The following is a 21,010-nucleotide window of genomic DNA, read 5'->3' on the forward strand; positions in this document are numbered from 1 at the left end:
CGGCATCATGATCCGGACTCCGTAAGGCTCCGGGACCACGGATCCCTTCGTGATCCCTTCCTTTCCCCCGCAGTAGCACAGTGAGGTGCCAGGAAAGATGGACCGCTCTTCCCACCCCCGCTCTCGCAGGCTCGCGCCCGTCGTCGCCGTGGCCGCGGCAGCGGCCCTGACCCTCGCCGGCTGCTCCAGCAGTTCCGGAGGCAAGAAGTCCGAGGAAGGTGCCGCCGGCGCCTCGGCCGGCAAGGCGACCACGCCGCGCATGACCGTCGCCCTCGTCACCCACCAGGCTCCCGGTGACACCTTCTGGGACACCGTCCGCAAGGGCGCCGAGGCCGCGGCCGCCAAGGACAACATCAAGCTCGTCTACTCCGCCGACCCGAACGCGGGCAACCAGGCCAACCTGGTCCAGAACGCGATCGACCAGAAGGTCGACGGGATCGCCGTCACGCTCGCCAAGCCCGACGCGCTCAAGGGCGTCATAGGCAAGGCCGAGAAGTCCGGCATTCCCGTCGTCGGCCTCAACTCCGGCCTGAGCGACTGGAAGAAGCTCAACATGCTGGAGTTCTTCGGCCAGGACGAGTCCGTCGCCGGCGAGGCCTTCGGCAAGAAGCTCAACGAGGTCGGCGCCAAGAAGGTCCTCTGCGTCATGCAGGAGCAGGGCAACGTCGGTCTCACCCAGCGCTGCGACGGTGTCGCGAAGACCTTCGACGGCAAGGTCGATCCGCAGAACGTCAACGGCACCGACATGCCGTCCGTGAAGTCGACGATCACGGCCAAGCTGAAGCAGGACCCTTCCATCGACTACGTCGTGACCCTCGGCGCCCCCTTCGCGCTGACCGCTGTGCAGTCGGTCTCGGACGCCGGCAGCAAGGCGAAGGTCGCCACCTTCGACCTCAACAAGGACCTCATCAAGGCCGTCAAGGCCGGTGACATCCAGTTCGCCGTCGACCAGCAGCCGTACCTGCAGGGCTACCTGGCCGTCGACGGCCTGTGGCTCTACAAGAACAACGGCAACTACAGCGGCGGCGGTGAGCAGCCCGTGCTGACCGGTCCGGCCTTCGTCGACAAGTCCAACGTCGACAAGATCGGGGAGTTCGCCGCGAAGGGCACCCGGTGATGAGCATGACCCAGCAGGCTGAGCCGGCGGTGGACACACCGCCGGCCCCCGGCCCCAAGCAGACCGACGGCCGGACCCGGCAGCGACCCCTGGCGCTGCGGCTGCTCGCCCGGCCCGAGGTCGGCGTGTTCCTCGGTGCCGTGGCCGTGCTCGTGTTCTTCCTGTTCGCGGCACCGCCGGTGCGCGACGGCAGCTCGATGGCCAACATCCTGTACGCGTCGTCGACCATCGGGATCATGGCGCTGCCCGTGGCCCTGCTGATGATCGGCGGCGAGTTCGACCTCTCGGCCGGTGTCGCCGTGATCACCTCGGCGCTGACCGCGTCGATGCTCAGCTACCAGCTCACGCTGAACGTCTGGGTAGGTGTGATCGTCGCTCTGCTGGTCTCGCTCGGCATCGCCGCATTCAACGGCTGGCTGCTGGTGAAGACCGGGCTGCCGAGCTTCCTGGTCACCCTGGGCACCTTCCTGATCCTGCAAGGTGTGAACCTCGCGGTGACCAAGCTGGTCACCGGCAATGTCGCCACCGACGACATCAGCGACATGGACGGCTTCACCCAGGCACAGAAGCTCTTCGCCTCGACGTTCGAGGTCGGCGGGGTCAACGTCAAGATCACCGTGGTGTGGTGGCTGGTCTTCGCGGCCCTGGCGACCTGGGTGCTGCTGCGCACCAAGTACGGCAACTGGATCTTCGCGGTCGGCGGCAACAAGGAGTCGGCGCGGGCCGTCGGTGTCCCGGTGACCTTCACCAAGATCTCCCTGTTCATGCTGGTCGGCTTCGGCGCCTGGTTCGTCGGCATGCACCAGCTGTTCTCCTTCAACACCGTGCAGTCCGGCGAGGGCGTGGGCCCAGAGCTCATCTACATCGCCGCGGCCGTGATCGGCGGCTGTCTGCTCACCGGCGGTTCCGGCTCCGCGATCGGCCCGGTCTTCGGCGCCTTCATGTTCGGCATGGTGCAGCAGGGCATCGTCTACGCCGGCTGGAACCCCGACTGGTTCAAGGCCTTCCTCGGCGTGATGCTCCTCGGCGCCGTCCTCATCAATCTGTGGGTCCAGCGCACGGCGACCCGGAGGTGACCGCGATGACCAGCAAAGAAACGGGCACCCACGGTGCCGTCCTGAAGGACACCCCGCCCGCCGACGAGCGTCCCCTCGTCGCACTGCGCGGCGCCGGCAAGTCCTACGGCAACGTCCGCGCCCTGCACGGCGTGAGCCTCGAAGTCCACCCCGGCAGGGTGACCTGCGTCCTCGGCGACAACGGCGCCGGCAAGTCCACCCTCATCAAGATCATCTCGGGGCTGCACCAGCACACCGAGGGCGAGTTCCTCGTCGACGGCGAACCGGTGCGCTTCTCCACCCCGCGTGAGGCCCTCGACAAGGGCATCGCCACGGTCTACCAGGACCTCGCGGTCGTCCCGCTGATGCCGGTGTGGCGCAACTTCTTCCTCGGCTCCGAGATGACCAAGGGCCCCTGGCCGCTGCGCCGTCTCGACATCGAGAAGATGAAGAAGACCGCGGACGAAGAGCTGCGCAACATGGGCATCGTCCTGGACGACCTGGAGCAGCCCATCGGCACGCTCTCCGGCGGCCAGCGCCAGTGCGTCGCCATCGCCCGCGCGGTCTACTTCGGCGCCCGCGTCCTCATCCTGGACGAGCCGACCGCCGCCCTCGGCGTCAAGCAGTCCGGCGTGGTGCTGAAGTACATCGCCGCCGCCCGCGAGAAGGGCCTGGGCGTCATCTTCATCACCCACAACCCGCACCACGCCTACATGGTCGGCGACCACTTCAGCGTGCTGCGCCTCGGGACCCTGGAACTGTCCGCCTCCCGCAGCGACGTCTCCCTCGAGGAACTGACCAACCACATGGCCGGCGGCGCCGAACTGGCCTCTCTCAAGCATGAGTTGTCCCAGGTCCACGGCGTCGACGTCGAAGAGCTCCCCGAAGAGGGAGACCTCACCGCGCCCGTAGCAGCCTCTTCGGAAGGAAAGTCCTGACATGGCCCTCGCGCTCGACCGCATCCGTGTCGGCTCCGCCCCCGACTCCTGGGGAGTCTGGTTCCCCGACGACCCCCAGCAGGTGCCCTGGGAACGCTTCCTCGACGAGGTCACCGAGGCCGGCTACTCCTGGATCGAACTCGGCCCGTACGGCTACCTGCCCACCGACCCGGCCCGGCTCACCGACGAGGTGACCAAGCGGAACCTCAAGGTCTCCGCCGGAACCATCTTCTGCGGCCTGCACCGCGGCCCCTCCGAGTGGGACTCCACCTGGGAGCAGGTCAGCCGGGTCGCCGCCCTCACCCAGGCCATGGACGCGGGGCATCTGGTCGTCATCCCCTCCTTCTGGCGCGACGACAAGACCGCCGAGATCCTGGAGGCGCCGGAGCTGACCACCGAGCAGTGGCGCAACCTCACCACGGGCATGGAGCGCCTCGGCCGTGAGGTGAAGGACCGTTACGGCCTGGACATCGTCGTCCACCCGCACGCCGACACCCACATCGACACCGAGGAGCACGTCGAGCAGTTCCTCGACTCGACCGACTCCGATGCCGTCAACCTGTGCCTGGACACCGGGCACTACGCCTACTGCGGCGGCGACAGCGTCAAGCTGATCGAGACGTACGGCGAGCGCATCGGCTACCTCCACCTCAAGCAGGTCGACCCGGACATCCTGGCCGACGTGGTGAAGAACGAGGTGCCCTTCGGCCCGGCCGTCGCGCGCGGTGTGATGTGCGAACCGCCCGCGGGCGTCCCCGAGCTGGGTCCGGTCCTCACGGCCGCCCAGAAGCTGGGCGTGGACCTGTTCGCCATCGTCGAGCAGGACATGTACCCCTGCGAGCCGGACAAGCCGCTGCCGATCGCGGTGCGGACCCGCAAGTTCCTGAGGTCCTGCGGCGCCTGACGACCCGAAAGGACGGCCATGACGGAGCGTGCCCCGCTGGGAATCGCAGTCATCGGTACCGGAAGGATGGGCGCCGACCATGTGCGCCGCATCCACGACGTCACCAGCGGAGCACGGGTGACCGCCGTCGTGGACGTCGACGCGGAGCGAGCGAAGGCCGTCGCCGCCCGTGTCGACGGCTGCACCGCCCACACCGATCCGGCCGCGGCGATGGCCGCGTCCGACGTCGACGCCGTCCTGATCGCCTCCCCGGGCCCGGCCCACGAAGCCACCCTCCTCGCCGCCTTCGAGCACGATCTGCCCGTCCTGTGCGAGAAGCCGCTCACCCCCGACGCGGCCTCCGCCCTGCGCGTCCTCGACGCCGAACTGCGCCTCGGCCACCGCCGGGTCCAGGTCGGCTTCATGCGCCGCTACGACCCCGAGTACGCGAAGCTGAAGGCCCTGCTGGCCACGGGCCAGCTGGGCCGTCCGCTCATGCTGCACAACCGGCACCGCAACGCGGCCAGCCCGCCCTTCTTCACCAGCTCCATGCTCATCAGCGACTCCGTCGCCCACGAGGCCGACGCGACCCGCTGGCTGCTGGGCCACGAGATCACCGCCGTCACGGTGCTGCGCCCCACCCCCTCGGCCAACGCCCCGGACGCCCTGCAGGACCCCCAGTTCGTCGTCCTCGAGACCGACGGCGGCGCCCTCAGCGACGTGGAGATCTTCGTCAACTGCGGGTTCGGCTACCAGGTGCAGGCCGAGGTGGTCTGCGAACGCGGCACGGCGCGCATCGGCGAGGGCCACGCCCTGGTCACCAACATGGCCGGCCGCTGGGGCGGCACCATCACCCAGGACTTCACCGAACGCTTCGAGACGGCCTACGACCAGCAGATCCAGGCCTGGGTCGACGCCACCCGCCGCGGCGAGGTCACCGGCCCGAGCACCTGGGACGGCTACGCCGCGGCGGCGGTGTGCGAGGCGGGGGTGCGGGCGCTGGAGAACGGCGGCCGGGTGGAGGTCGATCTGGTGGAGCGGCCCGCGCTGTACGACTCCTGACGGCGTCCGGTCACACTGTGCGCCGGGCGCCCGGGGACGGGTATCCCTCGGCGACAGGGTTCTGTTCTGGTCGCCCCGCGGGCGGTGGCGGCGTAGCGTGACCAGTGCCTTCGAGGGGAGCAGCGATGGGCACAGCACGCGACCTGATGATCGCGGCCTTGGACCTGGGGTCGAGCCGGCCGGTGCCGCAGGGCGAGCTGTCACTCGGACTGGCCGGGGCCGAGATGATCGACTTTCTCGCTGCCGAGGCGGTGGCGCTGGACGGCGACCTTGTCGTGCCGCGCCTGGCGCCGCCCTTCGAGGATCCTCTGCTCGAGCAGGCCGCGACGGCGCTTGTGCGCGACAAGCCGTACATGTCGGTCGACGACTGGCTGTGGCGCAGGGGCCGTGGACTGGCCGGGGAGTACCTGACCGTCTTCGAGGAGGAGGGGCTCGTCTCGCTGCCCCGTTCCGCCTGGATCCCCCGGCGGCGCGTCTGGCCGGCGCCGGTCGAGTCCCCGGCCCGGCAGCGGGCCAGGCACCGCTGGGCGACCGACGAGCCGCTGCTGGCCACGCTCGCGGCGGCCGTCGGTGCGCGCGACGAGGTGCCCGACGACCTTCCCGCGCCCGGCGACGAGCCGCAGGCCGTGCTGACGGCCGTGGTCGGCGCCGTGACGGAACTCGACGCCGTCCGTCGCCGTCGGGCCGTCGAGGACGCGGCGTTCGCCAACATCTGGCGCGGTGCGTGAGCTGAGCACCGGCACGCCGGGGCGAGGACGGGGACGGCCCGGCAGGCCGCCCGTCCGGGTCGGAACGTCAGGCCGTCCGGACCTCCTCGATGGTCACGGGGCGGTGCTCGCGCAGCGACAGCGTGCACGCGTCGGCGATCCAGCCCGCCTCCAGAGCGTCCTCGATCGTGCAGGGCGACGGGCGCGTGCCCGCCACGACCTCGGTGAACGCGGTCAGTTCGGCGCGGTAGGCCGCGGTGAAGCGGTCCATGAAGAAGTCGTGCGGCGTGCCCGCGGGGAAGGTCACCCCGGGCTCGACCGAGCGCAGCGGCAGCTTGTCCTCCAGGCCGACCGCGATGGAGTCGTCGAAGCCGTGGATCTCCATGCGGACGTCGTAACCGCGGGCGTTGTGGCGGGAGTTGGACACGACCGCGATCGTGCCGTCGTCGAGGGTGAGGATCGCGCCGGTGGTGTCGGCGTCACCGGCCCCCTTGATGTACTCGGCGCCCCGGTTGCCGCCGACGGCGTACACCTCCCTCACCTCGCGCCCCGTCACCCAGCGGATGATGTCGAAGTCGTGCACCGAGCAGTCGCGGAAGATGCCGCCGGAGGCGGCGATGTACGCGGCCGGCGGGGGCGCCGGGTCCAGCGTCGTCGAGCGGACGGTGTGCAGCTTCCCGAGCTCACCGCTCTGCACGGCGGCGCGGGCGTTGACGAACCCGGTGTCGAATCGCCGGTTGTAGCCGATCTGGATGGGCACGTCCCGGCCGGCCACGGCCTTGAGCACCTCGACCCCCTCGGCCATGGTCCTGGCGACGGGCTTCTCGCAGAAGACGGGGACACCCGCCTCGACCCCGGCCAGGATCAGCGCCGGGTGGGCGTCCGTCGCGGCGGCGACGACGATGCCGTCCACACCGGCGGCCAGCAGCGCCTCCGGCGAGTCCACGACATCGGCCCCGAACCGCTCGGCGGCGGACTTGGCGGCCTCCGCGAACGGGTCGGTCAGGACGAGGGAGTCGACGGCGTCGAGTCCGGAGAGGGTCTCGGCGTGGAAGGCGCCGATACGGCCGAGGCCGAGGATTCCGATACGCATGGGGTGTTGCTCCTTGTTGCAGAGTGGGGGAGGCGCCCGGTCAGGGGCGCGGGGAACTGCGCGACAAGCCACGAAGGCGCCGCACACGACGGGACAACAACGCGCGGCAAATCCCTAGTCGAGTCCCCCCAACACGTTCTGATCCCAGTCGATGACCGACCCGGTCACCACCCCGGACCGGTCCGACAGCAGGAACACGACGAAGTCGGCGATCTCGTCCGGCTGCCCCAGCTTGCCCATCGGCAGCTTCGCGGCGGCCTCCTCGCGCCAGTCGTCCGCTGCGCCATGGAAGGTCTTCTGTGTCGCGTCCTCGCCCTCCGTCGCCGTCCAGCCGATGTTCAGGCCGTTGATCCGGACCCGGTCCCAGCGGTGGGCGTGCGCGGCGTTGCGGGTCAGCCCGATCAGCCCGGCCTTGGCGGCGACGTACGGCGCGAGGAACGGCTGCCCGCCGTGCGCCGACGACGTGATGATGTTGACGATCGTGCCGGGTGCCGCACGCCCCACCATGTCCGCCACCGCCGCCTGCATCGCGAAGAACGGGCCCTTGAGGTTGATCCCGATGTGCTGGTCGAACAGCTCGGGCGTGGTGTCCAGCAGCGTCCCCCGGGACGTCAGACCGGCGGAGTTCACGAGGCAGTCCACGCGGCCGTACGTCTCCACGACCCGGATCACGGACGCCTTCGCCTGCCCGGCATCCGACAGGTCGGCCCGGAGGTACAGGGCCTTGCCACCGGCGGCGGTCAGCTCCTCCACCAGTGCCTCGCCGGGCTCCGGGCGCCGCCCGGTGACGGCCACCACCGCACCCTCGCGCACCGCGGCCCGCGCGATGGCCGCGCCGACCCCCTGGCTGCCGCCGTTGACCAGGACGACCTTGTCGTCGAGAAGTCCCATCGAGTTCCTCAGCTCTCTCGCCGTTCGGCAGCGGCCCGCAGCTGCGCCCGGAGCACCTCGGGTGTCCACGCCTCGTGCAGTGCCCGCCGCACCAGGTCCGCCTGCGAGGGCGGAGCCAGGCCGTCGACCGGAGGGTCGCTGTCGAGGTCGGTGGGGAAGGGGTAGCCCTCGGCGCTCGCCGCGATCACCTGGTCCAGCCATGCCCGGTCGGCGCCTTCGGCCTGCCGAGCGAGGAGCACCGGGTACACCGCGTTGGCCACCGCCTCCCGGTCCACCGTCTCCATCGCACGCCCGAACGCGGACGACACCTGGAGCAGGTTGGCCATGCGCCGGATGTCCGCGGAGCGGTTGGTGCCGGCCGCGTGGAAGAGGGCCGGGTTGAAGAACACCGCGTCGCCCTTGGCTAGCGGCAGCTGCACCTGCTGCGCCTCGAAGTACGCCCGGAATTCCGGCAGCCGCCAGGCGAGGTACCCCGGTTCGTACTTCTGCGAGTGCGGCAGGTACATCGTCGGCCCGGACTCCACGGGCATGTCGCAGTGCGCGACCGCGCCCTGCAGCGTCAGCACGGGGGAGAGGCGGTGCACGTGCGCCGGATAGGCGGCGGCGACCTCGTTCGGCAGGAAGCCCAGGTGGTAGTCCCGGTGCGCGGTCTGGGCGGCGCCACCCGGGTTGACCACGTTGAGCTGGGAGGTCACCTGGTAGCCGGGGCCGAGCCAGGCGCCGGCCACCAGGGCCAGGATGTCGTTGGCGTAGTAGTCGGCGAACGCCTCCGGGTCGTACAGGGCCGCCTTCTCCAGCGCGTTCCACACCCGGTCGTTGGCCCCCGGCGCGGCGAAGTGGTCACCGGCCGCCGCGCCCGAGGCCCGCTGCTCGGCGATCAGCGCCTCGAACACGTCGGTGACCCGGTCCACGATCCGGGGGTCGGGAAAGGCGCCGCGGAAGACCACGATGCCGGGCCCGTCGGCGAGCGCCCGCACCAGCTCGGCCTGCACCACCCGGTCGCCTTCCAGCAGCCCGCAGTCGTAGACGGGCACGTCGTGCTCGATCGCGCAGGCGTGCGGATAGTCGGCGGGGTCGGTGGCCTGCTCGACCAGCGCGCGGAACGCGTCGAGATCGCAGTCCTGTTCGGACAGCCAGGCACGGCGGTGGACGGAAGTGAAGGACATCGTCGTCCCTTCGGGGTCACGGAGCGACGCAGCCCTGTCATTCTTGTCAGTACAAACCCCTCGAACAACCAGCAGCAAGCCATCAAAAACCCCTCAAGGAGCCGGCGCATGGGCCACCCGTTCCCGATCCGGGAGATCGCACGTCAGGCGGGCCTGAGCGAGGCGACCGTCGACCGGGTGCTGAACGGCAGGGGCGGGGTGCGCGAGAGCACCGCCCGGGAGGTCCGCCAGGCCATCGCCGATCTCGACCGGCAGCGCACCCAGGTGCGGCTCGTCGGCCGGACGTTCATGGTCGACATCGTGATGCAGGCGCCCGAGCGCTTCACCACGGCGGTCCGAGCCGCCCTGGAGGCCGAGCTGCCGTCCCTGCGCCCGGCGGTGCTGCGCTCCCGCTTCCACTTCCGCGAGACCGGTCCGGCCGCGGAGCTGGTGCGCACCCTGGACCGGATCGCCCGGCGCGGCTCTCAGGGCGTGATCCTCAAGGCCCCGGACGTCCCCGAGGTGACCGCCGCGGTCGGCCGGCTCGAAGCCGCCGGCGTCCCGGTCGTCACGCTCGTGACCGACCTGCCCGCCAGCGCCCGCCTCGCCTACGTCGGCATAGACGACCGGGCGGCCGGCGCGACGGCCGCCTACCTGATGGGCCAGTGGCTGGGGGAGCGCCCGGGCAACATCCTCACCAGCCTCAGCAGCGGCTTCTTCCGCAACGAGGAGGAACGCGAGATGGGCTTCCGCAGTGCCATGCGCGCCCGGCACCCCGAGCGCACACTGATCGAGATCGCCGAGGGGCAGGGGCTGGACGCCACCCAGTACGACCTCGTCCGGGCCGCCCTGGAACGCGACCCCGACATCCGCGCGGTGTACTCGATCGGCGGCGGCAACATCGCCACGCTGCGGGCCTTCGACGACCTCGGCCGCGACTGCGCGGTGTTCGTCGCGCACGACCTCGACCACGACAACACGCGTCTGCTGCGCGAGCACCGCCTGTCCGCCGTGCTCCACCACGATCTGCGCCAGGACGTACGCGAGGCCTGCCACACCGTCATGCGCGCCCAGGACGCGCTGCCCCCGGCGGGACCGACCCTGCCCTCGGCGATCCAGGTGGTGACGCCGTACAACATGCCCCCGCAGGCGGCCGTGTGATCCGTGGGCGGCGCCGGGCGCGGGTCCGGTAGGTGCCGCGCCCGGCCCCTGCCGTCGGGCCCATGTGGACCTCGCGCCCGGACGGCGGCCCCCGGGGGAAGGGCCTACGGGGGCCCGAGCTCGTGCCCGGGGGGCTTGCGGACGGCCACAGCCCGTCCCGCGGGCCGGGGGCAGGCCCGCCCGGGGCCGCCTCCGCGGGCGGGGGGTCAGGCCCGCCCGGCCACCTCCGCCCAGCTCCCGCTCTGCGCCGAGCGCGCCATGGCGTCCAGCGCCGCCGCACTGTGCACGGCATCGGTGAGCGTCGCCCCGTACGGGACGCCTTCGGCCACCGACCGCAGGAAGCGGTACGCCTCCACGACCTTCAGGTCGTCGTACCCCATGGCGTTCGCCGCGCCCGGCTGGAACGCCGCGAACTCCCCGTCGCCGGGGCCGGCGTACACCGTGGTGACCGACTGGTCCTGGTACGTCGTACCGCGGCTGACCCCCAGCTCGTTCATGCGGCGGAAGTCCCAGAACACCGCGCCCTTCGTGCCGTGCACCTCGAAGCCGTAGTTGTTCTGCTCGCCGACCGAGACGCGGCAGGCCTCCAGGACACCACGCGCCCCCGAGGCGAAGCGCAGCAGACAGCTGACGTAGTCCTCGTTCTCGACCGGGCCGACCTCACCGCCCACGGCGCGGCTGTGGCCGGCCGTGGCGGCGGACGGGCGGGCCCGCTCCGGGAGGAAGATCGCCGTGTCGGCCGTCAGGGACGTGATGTCACCGAGCAGATGCCGGGCCAGGTCCACGCCGTGCGAGGCCAGGTCGCCCAGCACCCCGCTGCCGCCACGCTCACGCTCGTAGCGCCACGTCAGCGCGCCTTCGGGGTGTGCCGCGTAATCGCTGAACAGCCGGATGCGCACGTGCGTGACCGCGCCGATCTCCCCGGCGGCGATCAGCTCGCGGGCCGTTTCGACGGCGGGCGCGTTGCGGTAGTTGAAGCCCACCGTGCCCTGTACACCCGCCCCGGCGACCGCGTCCGCCACCGCGCCGGCGTCCTCGGCGGTCAGACCCACCGGCTTCTCGATCCAGATGTGCTTGCCCGCCTCGGCCATGGCGACGCCGATCTCGCGGTGCAGGAAGTTGGGCGCGGTGATGCTGACCGCCCGCACCCGGGGATCGGCCGCCACCTCGCGCCAGTCCCGGGTCGTCGAGGCGAACCCGAACTGCGCGGCTGCCTCCTCCGCCCGGCCCGGTACCTCCTCCGCGACCGTGACCAGCTGCGGGACGAGAGGCAGCTGCGGATAGTGGTGCCGCACGCGCGCGTACGCCTGGGTGTGAACCCGCCCCATCCAGCCGAATCCGATGACGGCGACGCCGAGCGTGTCCACCATGAGAGCCCCTCTTTGGACCGTTCCAGAAGATGTCCAGGTCACCTTGAGCGGGGTTTGGCGACGGTGTCAACCCTTTGACAAGTGGCGCCGCCTCATGGAACGGTCCATCCCATGAGACCGCCGACGATCCGGGACGTGGCCGAGCGGGCCGGTGTCTCCAAGTCGCTGGTCTCCCTCGTGCTGCGCGGCTCGGACCAGGTCCGCCCGGAGAAGCGGGACGCCGTGCTCCGGGCCGTCCAGGAGCTCGGTTACCGGCCCAACGCCGCCGCCCGCAGCCTCAGCGAGCAGCGCACCCGCACCGTCGGTGTCCTCCTCAACGACCTGCGCAACCCCTGGTTCGTGGACCTCCTGGACGGCCTCAACTCCCTGCTGCACGCCAACGGCCTGCGCATGCTGCTGGCCGACGCCCGTCTCAACCGCCGTACCGGCCAGGACCCGGCCGACCCGCTGCTGGATCTGCGCGTCGACGGCCTGGTCGTGGTGGGCACGCTGCCCGACCCGGCGGCCCTCGGCGACGTGGCCGGCCGGATTCCTGTCGTCATGGCCGGCTCCCGCGAACCGGCGCCGGCGGGCGTCGACGTCGTGGCGGGAGACGACGAACGAGGGGCCCGGCTGGCTGCCGAGCACCTGGTCGGCCTCGGGCACCGCCGCATCGCGCACATCGCCGGATACGGCGCGGTCGGCGAGCTGCGGCGCCGCAGCTTCGAGGCGACGATGCGCCGGCACGGCCTTGCGGACGAGGCGGTGGTCGAGCCGAGCGACATGACCGAGGAGGGCGGCTACCGCACGACCGTCCGGCTGCTCAGCCGCCCCGACCGCCCTACGGCCGTCTTCGCCGTCAACGACATCGCCGCCATCGGCGCGCTCTCGGCGGCCGAGGAGTTGGGCCTGCGCGTCCCGCACGACCTGTCCGTCGCCGGCTACGACAACACGAGCATCGCCCGCCTGCGGCACGTGTGGCTGACGACGGTCGACAACACGAGCCACGACATCGGCCGGCGCGCGGCCCGCTGCGTCCTGGAGCGCTTCGAGGGCGCGGGCGGCGAGGGCCGGGTCCGACTCACCACACCGACCCTGGAGGTCAGGGGGACGACGGCGCGGGTGCCCTGATCGCGCACCTGGCTCACAGGTTGATCGCGTACGCCTTGCGCAGGGTCTCGTGCACCGTCCACGTCGTACGGTCGCCCTCGCGCAGTACGGCCATGTCGCCCGGCCCGACCGTGAGCGTCGGCCCGTTCTCGACCTCGATCGTCGCCGACCCGCTGATCACGACGAACAGTTCGTCGGCCTCGGTGTCGGTGACCACGCCGGGCGTGATCTGCCAGACGCCCCGCACCTGACGGCCGTCCTCCGACTCCCAGACCACCTTTCCGGTCACCTCGGGCGTCCCGGACACGATCTGTTCGGACGCGAGGGGCTCGGGTTCGAGCTCGGCGTCGGGGATGTGCAGTGCGAAGCTGTACGTCATGCGGCGACCCTAGCCCCGATCAGCGGGGGAACGGCCTCGACAGTGTGTGGGGTGCCGACCGGGCCGGGCGGACACTTCGTCGCTCCGGCTCGCGCCTTCGGGGGCTCACCACGGGTCACCGGGCGGACCCGCCCGTCCCGGTCCCCGCTGTCCGTCTCAACCCCTATGCCCTGGTCGGGAGTTCCCGCCGATTCGCGTATTGTTTGCGGCATATGCCCTGCCGTTGCGATGGTCAGGGCGTGTGAGCGTGCGGGCGTGCGAGCGAAGGGGGAGCAGGACGTGGACGAGGTGCGGCGGCGATCCGCCCGGCGAGCCGAACTGACCGGAGGCGTGGTCACGCCCCTCCTGGCCGTCGCGGCCTTCGCGGGCCTTGCCACCACGGCGGGACTCCCCTGGTGGGCCGTTCTCGCCGTCGCCGTCTCGACGGTGGGTCTCGCGGGGTGGACCCGGCGCCCGGACCGGCCGGCGGCACGGGCAGGAGGGCGGGTCGGTGCGTGTGCCGGGGAACGGGCCGGGGGCCGAGACGGGAGACCGGCCGCGGAATCGGCGGGGGAGTGGGCCGGGGTACGGACCGGGGAGCGGGTCGGCGTACGGGTTCCCATGCGGTAGGGTTGACCTGCGTGATCACGCGGTTTCACCCGCGCGGGACGCATCGGGACGTGGCGCAGCTTGGTAGCGCACTTGACTGGGGGTCAAGGGGTCGCAGGTTCAAATCCTGTCGTCCCGACTTTACGAAGTCGCAGGTCAGGGCTGTTTTCGGAGGCATCCGGGAACAGCCCTTGCTCATTTCCGTGTGCACGTGCCCATTTTCCTGAGCCGGTGCCCGGACAGTGCCGCCGCTCCGGCAGTCGTGACATAGGCCACCTGCCTGCATCCGCGTCGTATGCGTTTGCGTTCGCGTCGGCTGGAAAGTGGCTCTGTATCACCGGACGCGGCAGTCCGGTGGGCCGTGACCGAAAGCCGGAATGAGGAGGTTCGATGTCCTCGAAGCGACGTCGCAAGAAGAAGGCCCGCCGCAAGAACGGCGCGAACCACGGCAGCCGTCCGCAGTCCTGAGAGGTCCTGCGGGCGCGCCCCGACGCAACCGGGTGAGTGGCACATGCCACTCACCCGTTTGCGTTCGCAGGTGTGTCGAGGGGCGGGCCCGGAGTGGGTCAGATCAGCTGCGCCTCCGGCACCCCGTTCCTGCGGACCCACTCCGCGCGGTGCTCGGCGGCCAGCGCCATGCCGCGGCGGCGGGCCTCGCCCGGCACCGGGAGCCGGCACAGGGCGTCGAGCGTGCCCAGCATCGTCTGCGCGAAGTGCTGACCGAGGGCGGTGAGACGGCCGGAGGCCAGCAGGACCTCCGTGGCCTCCCGGGCGCCCGTCCGCCAGCGGGCGAACTGCGCCTCGGCCAGGGCGAGTTCCTTGGGGCTCTGCTCCACGTCCCGGCGCCGGTTCCAGAACTCCGCCACGCCCAGATGCGCGTACGCCCCGTGGAAGAGGCCGAGCAGGGGCCGCGGATCGGGACGCCAGGGCGCGTAGTACAGCTCCTCGCCGCCCGGCTCGAAGAGGTCGAACAGATGCAGCACCGCGGCGAACTTGCCGTGCTGCATCTCGTGGGCCATGGACAGGGCGAGACCCCGCGCGGAGCGCGGCCGGGACAGTGCCATGGCGCCGAACGCCTCCGCGCTGCTGCCGCTGAAGCTGCCCGGGCGGTCGACCGGGACCAGCGTGCGCGCACCGGCGACGAGTTCGGCGTACGTACCCGGATGGTGGTCCCGCAGCAGGCGGCAGGCCTCCCGGGCCGTGGCCTCCCACCAGCGCAGGTCACCCGGGGTCAATCCCAGCGGCCGTTCCGGGACGCCGGGGAAGCGCAGCGGGTCGGCGTCGTCCAGCAGCAGCGGCGCGCCGGTGTCCGGCACCACGAGCCGGTGCGCCGCCCGCCACCGGCCGGACGGCCCGGACGGGACCTGAGGAACCTCGACCGGACCGGGCGGGGAACCGGGCCCCGCCACCCCGATGCGGGCCGCGCCCCCGGCGTCGACCACCACCTCGGCAAGGTCACCGGCCCGGGCACCCGGGAAGCGTGCCCCGCCGAGCGAGGGCAGGAACACCTGGTCGGTCGTCATCGGCCACCGCACCCGCCCGGGCACGCCCGCGCGGACCGCGGCGGCCGCGGCCAGGGCACTGAACCAGTGGACCGGTGGCGCGCACGCGACGCCCGTCCCGGCCTCGGCGAACCGGTCCAGCCGGGCCAGCAGGCCCGTCAGGGCGGTACCCGCCGAGGGGTGGGACAGCACCACGGCCACGGCGTCCGGATCGGCCCGATGGGCGGCCGCGAGCAGTTCCCATGCCCGCGTGGCCGCGTCGGCCACCTCCCCGCCCGACTCATCGGCGGCCCGCGTCACGGCCAGGGCACAGGCCAGCCGTCGGCTGTGCTCCGCGCGGGCCAGCAGACGCAGGGCGTCGGACCCGCCGCCGCCCGTCGCGAGCGCGGTGAAGAGCCTGCCGGGCACACGCAGCGGCACCGGCCCCCTCATGCCGCTTCCGCCGCGGCGGTGCGCAACCGGTCCAGGTCGACGGCCAGCCGCCCCCTGACCCGCGTGATCAGAGCGGCCAGGTCCGCGCAGTAGACACTGGGGTTCGCGAACCCGGTGGCCGCGCGGTAGCGGTGGGCGTAGTGCCCGCCCCCGCACACCCGCCGCAGCCGGCAGCCACGGCACTGCGCGGACAGGCCGTCGACGCCCCACTGCCGGGCCGCCACGCCGGGATGGCGCAGCAGCGCGTCGAAGGAGTCGCGCCGTACGTGCAGGCCCGTCCGGGCGGCGCCGTGGTAGGCGGTGCGCAGCGTGTCGTCCTGGGCGAGCGAACCGTCCGTCTCGACCACCGCGTACCGCACCGGGGCCATGCCCAGCGCCTCCGTCTCCGGGGCCCCACCGAGCAGCAGCGCCATCATGTCCTCGAGCAGCCGCACCCGGGTCTCCCGCCGTCCCGCCCCGTACCAGCGCTCGAACACCCGCCACAGCCAGTCCGCGTACGGCGTGCCCGGGCGCAGCCCGGGCGGGGGAGTCTGCCAATTGCCCTGCGGCAGCAGGAAGTCCACGGCGGGTGGGCGGTACGTCAGCAGGTGCTCGTAAGCGCGCACCGGATCGTTGCGCAGGTCGATGGTGCACAACAGGCCCGCGAACAGCTCGCGACGGGGCCCCTCGGACAGCCGGCGCACCGCCTCGGCGACCCGGGCGTGGCTGCCGCGGCCGTCCGCGCCACGGCGGTGCCGGTCGTGTGCCGCGCGGTCCCCGTCCAGGCTCACCGAGACGCGGATGCCGTGCTCGGCGCACAGGTCGAGCCAGCGCTCGGTCAGCCGTGCACCGTTGGTCTGGAGCGTGAGATGCAGCCGTACACCGGGGCCGGCCGCGGCACGCAGGACCGAGGCCGCGCGCCCCAGAGCGGCCTCACCCGCCAGCAGCGGCTCACCTCCGTGCAGGACCACACCGGCCTCGCGCAGCCCGTGCGCCGCGAGGTGCTCGGCGATGCGCCCGGCCGTGCGCTCCACCGTCTCCGGCGCCATGGTGCGCGGCTGCTCGCGCCAACTCTGGTCCTGCGCGCGGTACATGTAGCAGTACTTGCAGGCCAGGTCACAGCGGCTGTGCACCTTCAGGACGAAGGAGTGCAGCGGCGCGGGCACCCAGCCGGCCGCCTCCCTGGCCACGACGTCGGCCGCGACCGGCCACGGCGGCTCCACCTGGCGCAGCCGATTCATACGCACCCCCCGGTTCGCATGCCGACCGGCCCGTGCCCGCCCGGCCGGTCCACGCCATCGGGCCCAGTATTCGGGGCCGGTGACAGACCGTCAACATCGAGAATCCGTCGTCCGGGCCGCCACCGCCCGAAAGTCGCCGTTTTCCCGCGGCACCCCGTGGGGACGTCAACACTGGACACCGAGTCCCGGGACACGCAGGCGCCGGGCGTGGAGAGCCGCCACGACGGCGGTCCGTCGGGCACCGCGGAGGATGGGCCATGGCAGAGCTCGAGGAAGCGGGTGCCGAGAGGGATCAGGCCGCACTGGAGTCCGTCGTGCTGGACCTCACCGGTGTGCCGCTCGACGACCTCGCCGCGCTGCCGCCCTCCGCGCTGGGCGAGACCCTGCGCCGGCTGCGCAGCGGCGGCGACCCGGACGAACCCTTCGTCACCGGCCACAACGAGAGCCAATGACCGGGCCCCGGCGCCGACGCGGCCCTCACGCGAAACCGTCTGATCAGGGGCAACCCGTCCTATACTGACCGTCCCTGACTGTCGTGCCCCACCGTCCAGCACCTGCCGTCCGAAGCGGAGTGGCCATGCCCGACATCCACGCAGCCGACCGCTCGGGACGGTTCGCCCTCTTCTGCTCCACCGCGGAGAACCTCGGCGTCAGCACGACGGTGCGCAACGTCGCGGACCTGCTGGCCGCCGGCAACCGCAGCGTCCTGATCGTGGACGGCCGGGCGACCGGCACGCCGGGCGGTGCCCCGCTGCCCGGCCCGGAACCCGGGCGCATCGACTCCGCCGCCCGCCCGGACGCCGCCTCCCTCCTCGCCCTCACCTCCGACCCGCGGGCCCTCGCCTACGACCACGTCCTCGTCGAAGCCCCCCTGCCCGACGCCATCGGCGCCCCGGCCGAGGGCAGGCTCGGCTCCCTGGCCGACTCGCTCGTGCTCTGCTTCGCCATGACCGCCTGGTCGATCGACGGCGCCGCCGCCCTGGCCGAGCAGATGAGCGGCGGCCGCTCCGACCGGCCCGTGCGGCTGCTGGCCCTGGGCCTGAAGAGCAACGTCGAGTCGCACGACCGGCTGCGCGGCGCGCGTGAACGGGTACGCCGCAAGTTCGGTCCCCTCTCGCGGGCCTCCCGCACCTCCGAGGTGGCCTTCCTGGAGGTCCCCTACCACCCGCTCTACCTCGACACCCGGCAACTCGCCGTCGAGAGCGAGCCGGAAGGCTCCGTGACCGGGCTGCGCCCCTACTACGAGCGGCTCGCCGACTGGCTCCGCAACCGGCGCCCGCTGCCGCTGAGCCGGGTCACCCTCGTCCACTCCCAGCGCCACGCGCCCTGGGCGGCCTGGCTGGAGGACCGCTTCCGGCGCGGCGGCATCCGCACCGAACTGCGCGCCCTGGACGCCTACTCCGGTGACCGGCCGGCCCCCGGCACCGCACTGCTCTTCCTCTCCCCGGCGGACATGGACCACGCCGCCCTCGCCCAGCTCGCCGCGCTGTCCCATCCCGACGTCCGGATCGTCCTGGCCGACGAGCCCTTCCCCGACCCGGGCGCCGCCCACCACGAGCGCATCGACCTGCGCGGCACCGACGAGGACGAGGCCGTGCGGCGGCTGTACGCCGGGCTCGGCCTCGGCGCGCCGCCCCCTACGGACGGCACGCCCGGCGCCCGCTTCCCCCGGCTGCCCGCCGTCACCAACGTGGCCCCCCGCTACAGCGGTTTCGTCGGCCGGGACGACGTCCTCGGCGGTCTCCTGGAGGAACTGCACGCGGCAGGCCGGGACCGCACCCCGCTGGTCGTGCACGCCGCGAGCGGCTGGGGCAAGAGCGAGATCGTCCGGGAACTGTGCCACCGCTTCGGCTCCGCCTACGACGTCGTGTGGTGGGTGCGCTCCTGGGAGATCCCGCGCGCCCGCCGGGGCCTGACCCGGCTCGCCGGCCGGCTCGACCTGGTCACGACCGGCGACGGCGCCTCCCCGGCCCTGTTCGAGCACCTCTCCCGCACCGACACGCAGAGCTGGCTGCTCGTCTACGACGGGGCCGACTCACCCGACGGACTGCAGGAGTTGCTGCCCACCCCGCACTCCCGCGGGCATGTGCTGATCACCAGCCGCAGCGCCCCGGCCACGCCCGGCATGGCAGCCTTCTCCCTGCCGCCCATGTCACCGGCCGAATGCCGGGCCGTCCTCGGCGAACGGCTCGCCGAGATCGACGAGGAGCAGGCCCAGCGGGTCGGCCAGGTCCTGGGCTTCGTCCCGCTCGCCCTGCGCATCGCCGCCCTCTGCCTCGCCGAGCGCGCCGCGGCCCACCGGCGCGACGACAGCATGGGCGACCAGGCAGCGGCCCGGGCCGCCGTCGCCCACCTCCTCGCCGAGTACCGCACCGCCCAGCAGGCCCTGCTCGAACAGCAGGGCACCGCCCCGCCGGTGACGGTCATGGTGCGGGTGGCCCGGCAGACCGTGCTGCACACCCCGGGCGCCGCCGCCTGGCGTGCCGAGAGCCGCACGAGCGACGCCCTGGGCTGGCTGCTGAACGCCGCATCCCTGCTCACCGGCCGGGGCATGGGCCTGGAGCTGCTGCGCTCGCGGCGCATCCTCTCCGAGCTCGCCCGCGACGACAGCGCGGACGGTGTGCCGGTCCGCCGGATCCCCGCCGACACGCGGATGCCCGACGAACACATGGTGAGCGTCGCCCTGTGGGCCCTGTCCCGGGTCGGGCTCCTGGAGGTCGACTTCGACCGGCCCGACCAGCCCCTCGGCCAGCACCATGCGGTACGGGACGCCCTGCGCACCGGCATGGAACCGGACGAGCGCGCCCACATCGAGCAGGTGCTGCGCGGCACCCTCGCCGAGTACACCCCGGACGAGAACCGCGGCCTGAGCGCCGACTGGGCCCGCGAGGTGTACTCCCTGCGTCTGTGGGAGGACACCCGCCCCCGTGTCCGGCGCTCACTGCTGCGCCACCTCAACGCACTCAGCCAGCGCGGCGAGACCGCCGACCTCGCCCGCCTGCTCGACATCTCCGAGCGCGCGCAGGCCCACTGGGCCCCGGCGGACGACGACGACCCGTCACCCGAGTACCTGCGCCTGCTCAACCTCACCGCCCGCGCCCACCGCCTCACCGGCGCCTACGAACCGGCCCGTCGGCTGTCCGAACAGGCCCTGCGCGGCCACCGCCGGCTGCTCGGCCCCCTGCACCCGAGGACCCTGCTGTCCGCCGACTCCTACGGCGCCAACCTGCGCTCCCTCGGCAGGTTCTCCGACGCGTTGTTCCAGGCCCGGCCGGTCCTGGAGGGCCTGACACTGCTGCTCGGTCCGCAGCACGCCGCGACCGTGCAGGCCGAGCACAACCTGGCCTTCACCGAGGCCCTGAGCGGCCGGGCCCCCGACGCCCTCGCCCGGCTCCTCGCCCGGTTCCGCTACCGCCAGTCCGTCGGCGGCGAGGACGACCCGGCCGTCTGGCGGTCCGCCGACCTGCTCGCCTGGGTCTACCGGTCCCTGGGCCGCGACGCCGAGTCCCAGGACCTGCTGCGGCAGTGGCTGCACCGGCACGGCGACATCGCCACCGGCACCCGGCTGAACATCGAACTCGGCCTGGCCGTCAGCGAACGTCGCATCACCTACAACTCCGCCCGCTCCCACGAGAGGGTCTACGGCTACGAGAAGGCCCTCGAACGGGACCGGCGGGTGCTCGCCGAGTCCACCGGCCGGTTCGGCGCCGGGCATCTGGACACCCTGCGCTGCCGCTTCAGCCTCGCCGCCGACCTGCACGCACTCGGCAAGCACGACGAGGCCGAACACGAGGCCCGCCTGTGCGGCCGGGCCCTGGAGAGCACCCTCGGCGCCTGGCACCCCTACGCCGCCCTGGCCGGGGTCCGGCACGCGGTGTACCTGCGGGCCTCCGGTGCCGTCGAGGACGCGGAGGCGATCGGCCGGGCCGCGCTGAACCTCCTGACCGACCGGCTCGGCGACAGCCACGCCTGGGTGTCCGCCGCCGAGAACTCCCTCGCCGCCACCCTCGCGGCGGCCGGACGGCCGGGGGAGGCGACCCGGCTCGTCGAGAGCGCCCTGCGCCGTTTGCGGGACCTGGACATGGGGCATCGCCCCGACGGGCGGCGCGTGGGGGCGCACCACGCCTGGCTCACCTCCCGGGCCACCGGTGCCACCGTACCGGCCAGGGACTTCGACATCGATCTGGAACTGCCCGGCATCTAGGGCCTGTCGTTTGGATCAGGCCGCAGGACGACAGGCCCCAGGCCCGGCGCGCGCCCGGGCGGTTCCCCGACGGAAGGTGAGCGCAGGTGGCGACAGTCCCGCACCCGGAGACCGAGCTCTTCACGGAGTCCCACTGGTCCCCTGAGGGCCACGGCCGGATAACAGCGCTGTGCC

Annotated in this window: 19 protein-coding genes and 1 tRNA gene; 13 read left to right on the forward strand and 7 right to left on the reverse strand. The window is 72.6% G+C overall.

Translation table 11 applies throughout. The features are described 5' to 3' along the window. Positions 1–97 precede the first annotated feature (97 nt). The 6 genes from ACFCXS_RS16060 to ACFCXS_RS16085 all read left to right on the forward strand — a co-directional run bounded on the left by ACFCXS_RS16060 (position 98) and on the right by ACFCXS_RS16085 (position 5,783). Complete coding sequence (locus tag ACFCXS_RS16060; protein WP_376643884.1) at positions 98–1,117, forward strand: sugar ABC transporter substrate-binding protein; 1,020 nt, start codon at positions 98–100, stop codon at positions 1,115–1,117. Beyond that, complete coding sequence (locus tag ACFCXS_RS16065) at positions 1,117–2,193, forward strand: ABC transporter permease (protein ID WP_376643885.1); 1,077 nt, start codon at positions 1,117–1,119, stop codon at positions 2,191–2,193. The genes ACFCXS_RS16060 and ACFCXS_RS16065 overlap by 1 nt, the downstream gene beginning before the upstream one ends. A 5-nt stretch (positions 2,194–2,198) precedes the next feature. Beyond that, complete coding sequence (locus ACFCXS_RS16070) at positions 2,199–3,110, forward strand: ATP-binding cassette domain-containing protein (protein WP_376643886.1); 912 nt, start codon at positions 2,199–2,201, stop codon at positions 3,108–3,110. 1 nt (position 3,111) lies between these two features. Continuing rightward, a complete protein-coding gene (locus ACFCXS_RS16075) occupies positions 3,112–4,014 on the forward strand; it encodes a sugar phosphate isomerase/epimerase family protein (protein ID WP_376643887.1) in 903 nt (300 codons plus the stop codon). Between the two features lie 18 nt (positions 4,015–4,032). Further along, the gene (locus ACFCXS_RS16080) at positions 4,033–5,055 is read left to right on the forward strand and encodes a Gfo/Idh/MocA family protein (protein WP_376643889.1); all 1,023 of its coding nucleotides are present in this window, start codon (positions 4,033–4,035) and stop codon (positions 5,053–5,055) included. 125 nt (positions 5,056–5,180) lie between these two features. Further along, positions 5,181–5,783, forward strand: a complete 603-nt coding sequence (locus ACFCXS_RS16085; RefSeq protein WP_376643890.1) for a GPP34 family phosphoprotein — start codon at positions 5,181–5,183, stop codon at positions 5,781–5,783. A gap of 67 nt (positions 5,784–5,850) precedes the next feature. Here the strand turns inward: ACFCXS_RS16085 and ACFCXS_RS16090 are convergent, their stop codons facing one another. The 3 genes from ACFCXS_RS16090 to ACFCXS_RS16100 form a co-directional block, all read right to left on the reverse strand. Continuing rightward, a complete protein-coding gene (locus ACFCXS_RS16090; protein ID WP_376643891.1) occupies positions 5,851–6,855 on the reverse strand; it encodes a Gfo/Idh/MocA family oxidoreductase in 1,005 nt (334 codons plus the stop codon). Between the two features lie 114 nt (positions 6,856–6,969). Further along, positions 6,970–7,746, reverse strand: coding sequence for an SDR family oxidoreductase (locus ACFCXS_RS16095; RefSeq protein WP_376643892.1), 777 nt, complete (start codon positions 7,744–7,746; stop codon positions 6,970–6,972). A gap of 8 nt (positions 7,747–7,754) precedes the next feature. Continuing rightward, complete coding sequence (locus ACFCXS_RS16100) at positions 7,755–8,912, reverse strand: phytanoyl-CoA dioxygenase family protein (RefSeq protein ID WP_376643893.1); 1,158 nt, start codon at positions 8,910–8,912, stop codon at positions 7,755–7,757. A 108-nt stretch (positions 8,913–9,020) separates the two neighbouring features. On the opposite strand from ACFCXS_RS16100, the gene ACFCXS_RS16105 reads away from it, so the two are divergent. Then, positions 9,021–10,052: a LacI family DNA-binding transcriptional regulator gene (locus ACFCXS_RS16105; protein WP_376643894.1), complete on the forward strand. Its 1,032-nt coding sequence runs from the start codon at positions 9,021–9,023 to the stop codon at positions 10,050–10,052. A 206-nt stretch (positions 10,053–10,258) separates the two neighbouring features. Here ACFCXS_RS16105 and ACFCXS_RS16110 read toward each other — a convergent pair whose 3' ends face one another. Further along, entirely contained in the window at positions 10,259–11,422 is a 1,164-nt protein-coding gene (locus ACFCXS_RS16110) for a Gfo/Idh/MocA family protein (protein ID WP_376643895.1), read from the reverse strand. 111 nt (positions 11,423–11,533) lie between these two features. Between ACFCXS_RS16110 and ACFCXS_RS16115 the strand changes: the two genes are divergently transcribed. Beyond that, complete coding sequence (locus ACFCXS_RS16115) at positions 11,534–12,532, forward strand: LacI family DNA-binding transcriptional regulator (RefSeq protein WP_376643897.1); 999 nt, start codon at positions 11,534–11,536, stop codon at positions 12,530–12,532. A 13-nt stretch (positions 12,533–12,545) separates the two neighbouring features. Here the strand turns inward: ACFCXS_RS16115 and ACFCXS_RS16120 are convergent, their stop codons facing one another. Then, positions 12,546–12,890, reverse strand: a complete 345-nt coding sequence (locus tag ACFCXS_RS16120) for a cupin domain-containing protein (RefSeq protein ID WP_376643899.1) — start codon at positions 12,888–12,890, stop codon at positions 12,546–12,548. A 255-nt stretch (positions 12,891–13,145) separates the two neighbouring features. Here ACFCXS_RS16120 and ACFCXS_RS16125 point away from each other — a divergent pair, with 255 nt between their 5' ends. The 3 genes from ACFCXS_RS16125 to ACFCXS_RS16135 all read left to right on the forward strand — a co-directional run bounded on the left by ACFCXS_RS16125 (position 13,146) and on the right by ACFCXS_RS16135 (position 13,946). Continuing rightward, positions 13,146–13,499: a hypothetical protein gene (locus ACFCXS_RS16125; protein ID WP_376643900.1), complete on the forward strand. Its 354-nt coding sequence runs from the start codon at positions 13,146–13,148 to the stop codon at positions 13,497–13,499. 44 nt (positions 13,500–13,543) lie between these two features. Beyond that, positions 13,544–13,617: transfer RNA gene (locus tag ACFCXS_RS16130), tRNA-Pro, on the forward strand. Between the two features lie 251 nt (positions 13,618–13,868). After that, positions 13,869–13,946 carry a 50S ribosomal protein bL37 gene (locus ACFCXS_RS16135; protein ID WP_370443954.1) on the forward strand — a complete coding sequence of 26 codons (78 nt, stop codon included), beginning with the start codon at positions 13,869–13,871 and terminating at the stop codon, positions 13,944–13,946. A 98-nt stretch (positions 13,947–14,044) separates the two neighbouring features. Here the strand turns inward: ACFCXS_RS16135 and ACFCXS_RS16140 are convergent, their stop codons facing one another. Both ACFCXS_RS16140 and ACFCXS_RS16145 read right to left on the reverse strand, forming a co-directional pair. Next, entirely contained in the window at positions 14,045–15,412 is a 1,368-nt protein-coding gene (locus ACFCXS_RS16140) for an HEXXH motif domain-containing protein (RefSeq protein WP_376643901.1), read from the reverse strand. Beyond that, positions 15,409–16,632, reverse strand: a complete 1,224-nt coding sequence (locus ACFCXS_RS16145) for an FxsB family cyclophane-forming radical SAM/SPASM peptide maturase (protein ID WP_376643903.1) — start codon at positions 16,630–16,632, stop codon at positions 15,409–15,411. Before ACFCXS_RS16145 ends, ACFCXS_RS16140 begins: the two co-directional genes overlap by 4 nt. A gap of 257 nt (positions 16,633–16,889) precedes the next feature. On the opposite strand from ACFCXS_RS16145, the gene fxsA reads away from it, so the two are divergent. Then, complete coding sequence (fxsA, locus tag ACFCXS_RS16150; protein WP_376643904.1) at positions 16,890–17,084, forward strand: FxSxx-COOH cyclophane-containing RiPP peptide; 195 nt, start codon at positions 16,890–16,892, stop codon at positions 17,082–17,084. Between the two features lie 125 nt (positions 17,085–17,209). Continuing rightward, positions 17,210–20,836 carry an FxSxx-COOH system tetratricopeptide repeat protein gene (fxsT, locus tag ACFCXS_RS16155; protein ID WP_376643906.1) on the forward strand — a complete coding sequence of 1,209 codons (3,627 nt, stop codon included), beginning with the start codon at positions 17,210–17,212 and terminating at the stop codon, positions 20,834–20,836. Positions 20,837–21,010 lie beyond the last annotated feature (174 nt).

This window comes from Streptomyces sp. NPDC056373, from assembly GCF_042262425.1.
In the GTDB taxonomy this organism is placed as follows: domain Bacteria; phylum Actinomycetota; class Actinomycetes; order Streptomycetales; family Streptomycetaceae; genus Streptomyces.

Coding starts and splice junctions, on each gene's coding strand:
- ACFCXS_RS16120 (WP_376643899.1), bottom strand. CDS start 12,890: ATGACGTACAGCTTCGCACTGCACATCCCCGACGCCGAGCTCGAACCC.
- ACFCXS_RS16090 (WP_376643891.1), bottom strand. CDS start 6,855: ATGCGTATCGGAATCCTCGGCCTCGGCCGTATCGGCGCCTTCCACGCC.
- fxsT (WP_376643906.1), top strand. CDS start 17,210: ATGCCCGACATCCACGCAGCCGACCGCTCGGGACGGTTCGCCCTCTTC.
- ACFCXS_RS16080 (WP_376643889.1), top strand. CDS start 4,033: ATGACGGAGCGTGCCCCGCTGGGAATCGCAGTCATCGGTACCGGAAGG.
- ACFCXS_RS16115 (WP_376643897.1), top strand. CDS start 11,534: ATGAGACCGCCGACGATCCGGGACGTGGCCGAGCGGGCCGGTGTCTCC.
- ACFCXS_RS16110 (WP_376643895.1), bottom strand. CDS start 11,422: ATGGTGGACACGCTCGGCGTCGCCGTCATCGGATTCGGCTGGATGGGG.
- ACFCXS_RS16100 (WP_376643893.1), bottom strand. CDS start 8,912: ATGTCCTTCACTTCCGTCCACCGCCGTGCCTGGCTGTCCGAACAGGAC.
- ACFCXS_RS16135 (WP_370443954.1), top strand. CDS start 13,869: ATGTCCTCGAAGCGACGTCGCAAGAAGAAGGCCCGCCGCAAGAACGGC.
- ACFCXS_RS16145 (WP_376643903.1), bottom strand. CDS start 16,632: ATGAATCGGCTGCGCCAGGTGGAGCCGCCGTGGCCGGTCGCGGCCGAC.
- ACFCXS_RS16105 (WP_376643894.1), top strand. CDS start 9,021: ATGGGCCACCCGTTCCCGATCCGGGAGATCGCACGTCAGGCGGGCCTG.
- ACFCXS_RS16065 (WP_376643885.1), top strand. CDS start 1,117: ATGAGCATGACCCAGCAGGCTGAGCCGGCGGTGGACACACCGCCGGCC.
- fxsA (WP_376643904.1), top strand. CDS start 16,890: ATGGCAGAGCTCGAGGAAGCGGGTGCCGAGAGGGATCAGGCCGCACTG.
- ACFCXS_RS16070 (WP_376643886.1), top strand. CDS start 2,199: ATGACCAGCAAAGAAACGGGCACCCACGGTGCCGTCCTGAAGGACACC.
- ACFCXS_RS16060 (WP_376643884.1), top strand. CDS start 98: ATGGACCGCTCTTCCCACCCCCGCTCTCGCAGGCTCGCGCCCGTCGTC.
- ACFCXS_RS16095 (WP_376643892.1), bottom strand. CDS start 7,746: ATGGGACTTCTCGACGACAAGGTCGTCCTGGTCAACGGCGGCAGCCAG.
- ACFCXS_RS16075 (WP_376643887.1), top strand. CDS start 3,112: ATGGCCCTCGCGCTCGACCGCATCCGTGTCGGCTCCGCCCCCGACTCC.
- ACFCXS_RS16085 (WP_376643890.1), top strand. CDS start 5,181: ATGGGCACAGCACGCGACCTGATGATCGCGGCCTTGGACCTGGGGTCG.
- ACFCXS_RS16140 (WP_376643901.1), bottom strand. CDS start 15,412: ATGAGGGGGCCGGTGCCGCTGCGTGTGCCCGGCAGGCTCTTCACCGCG.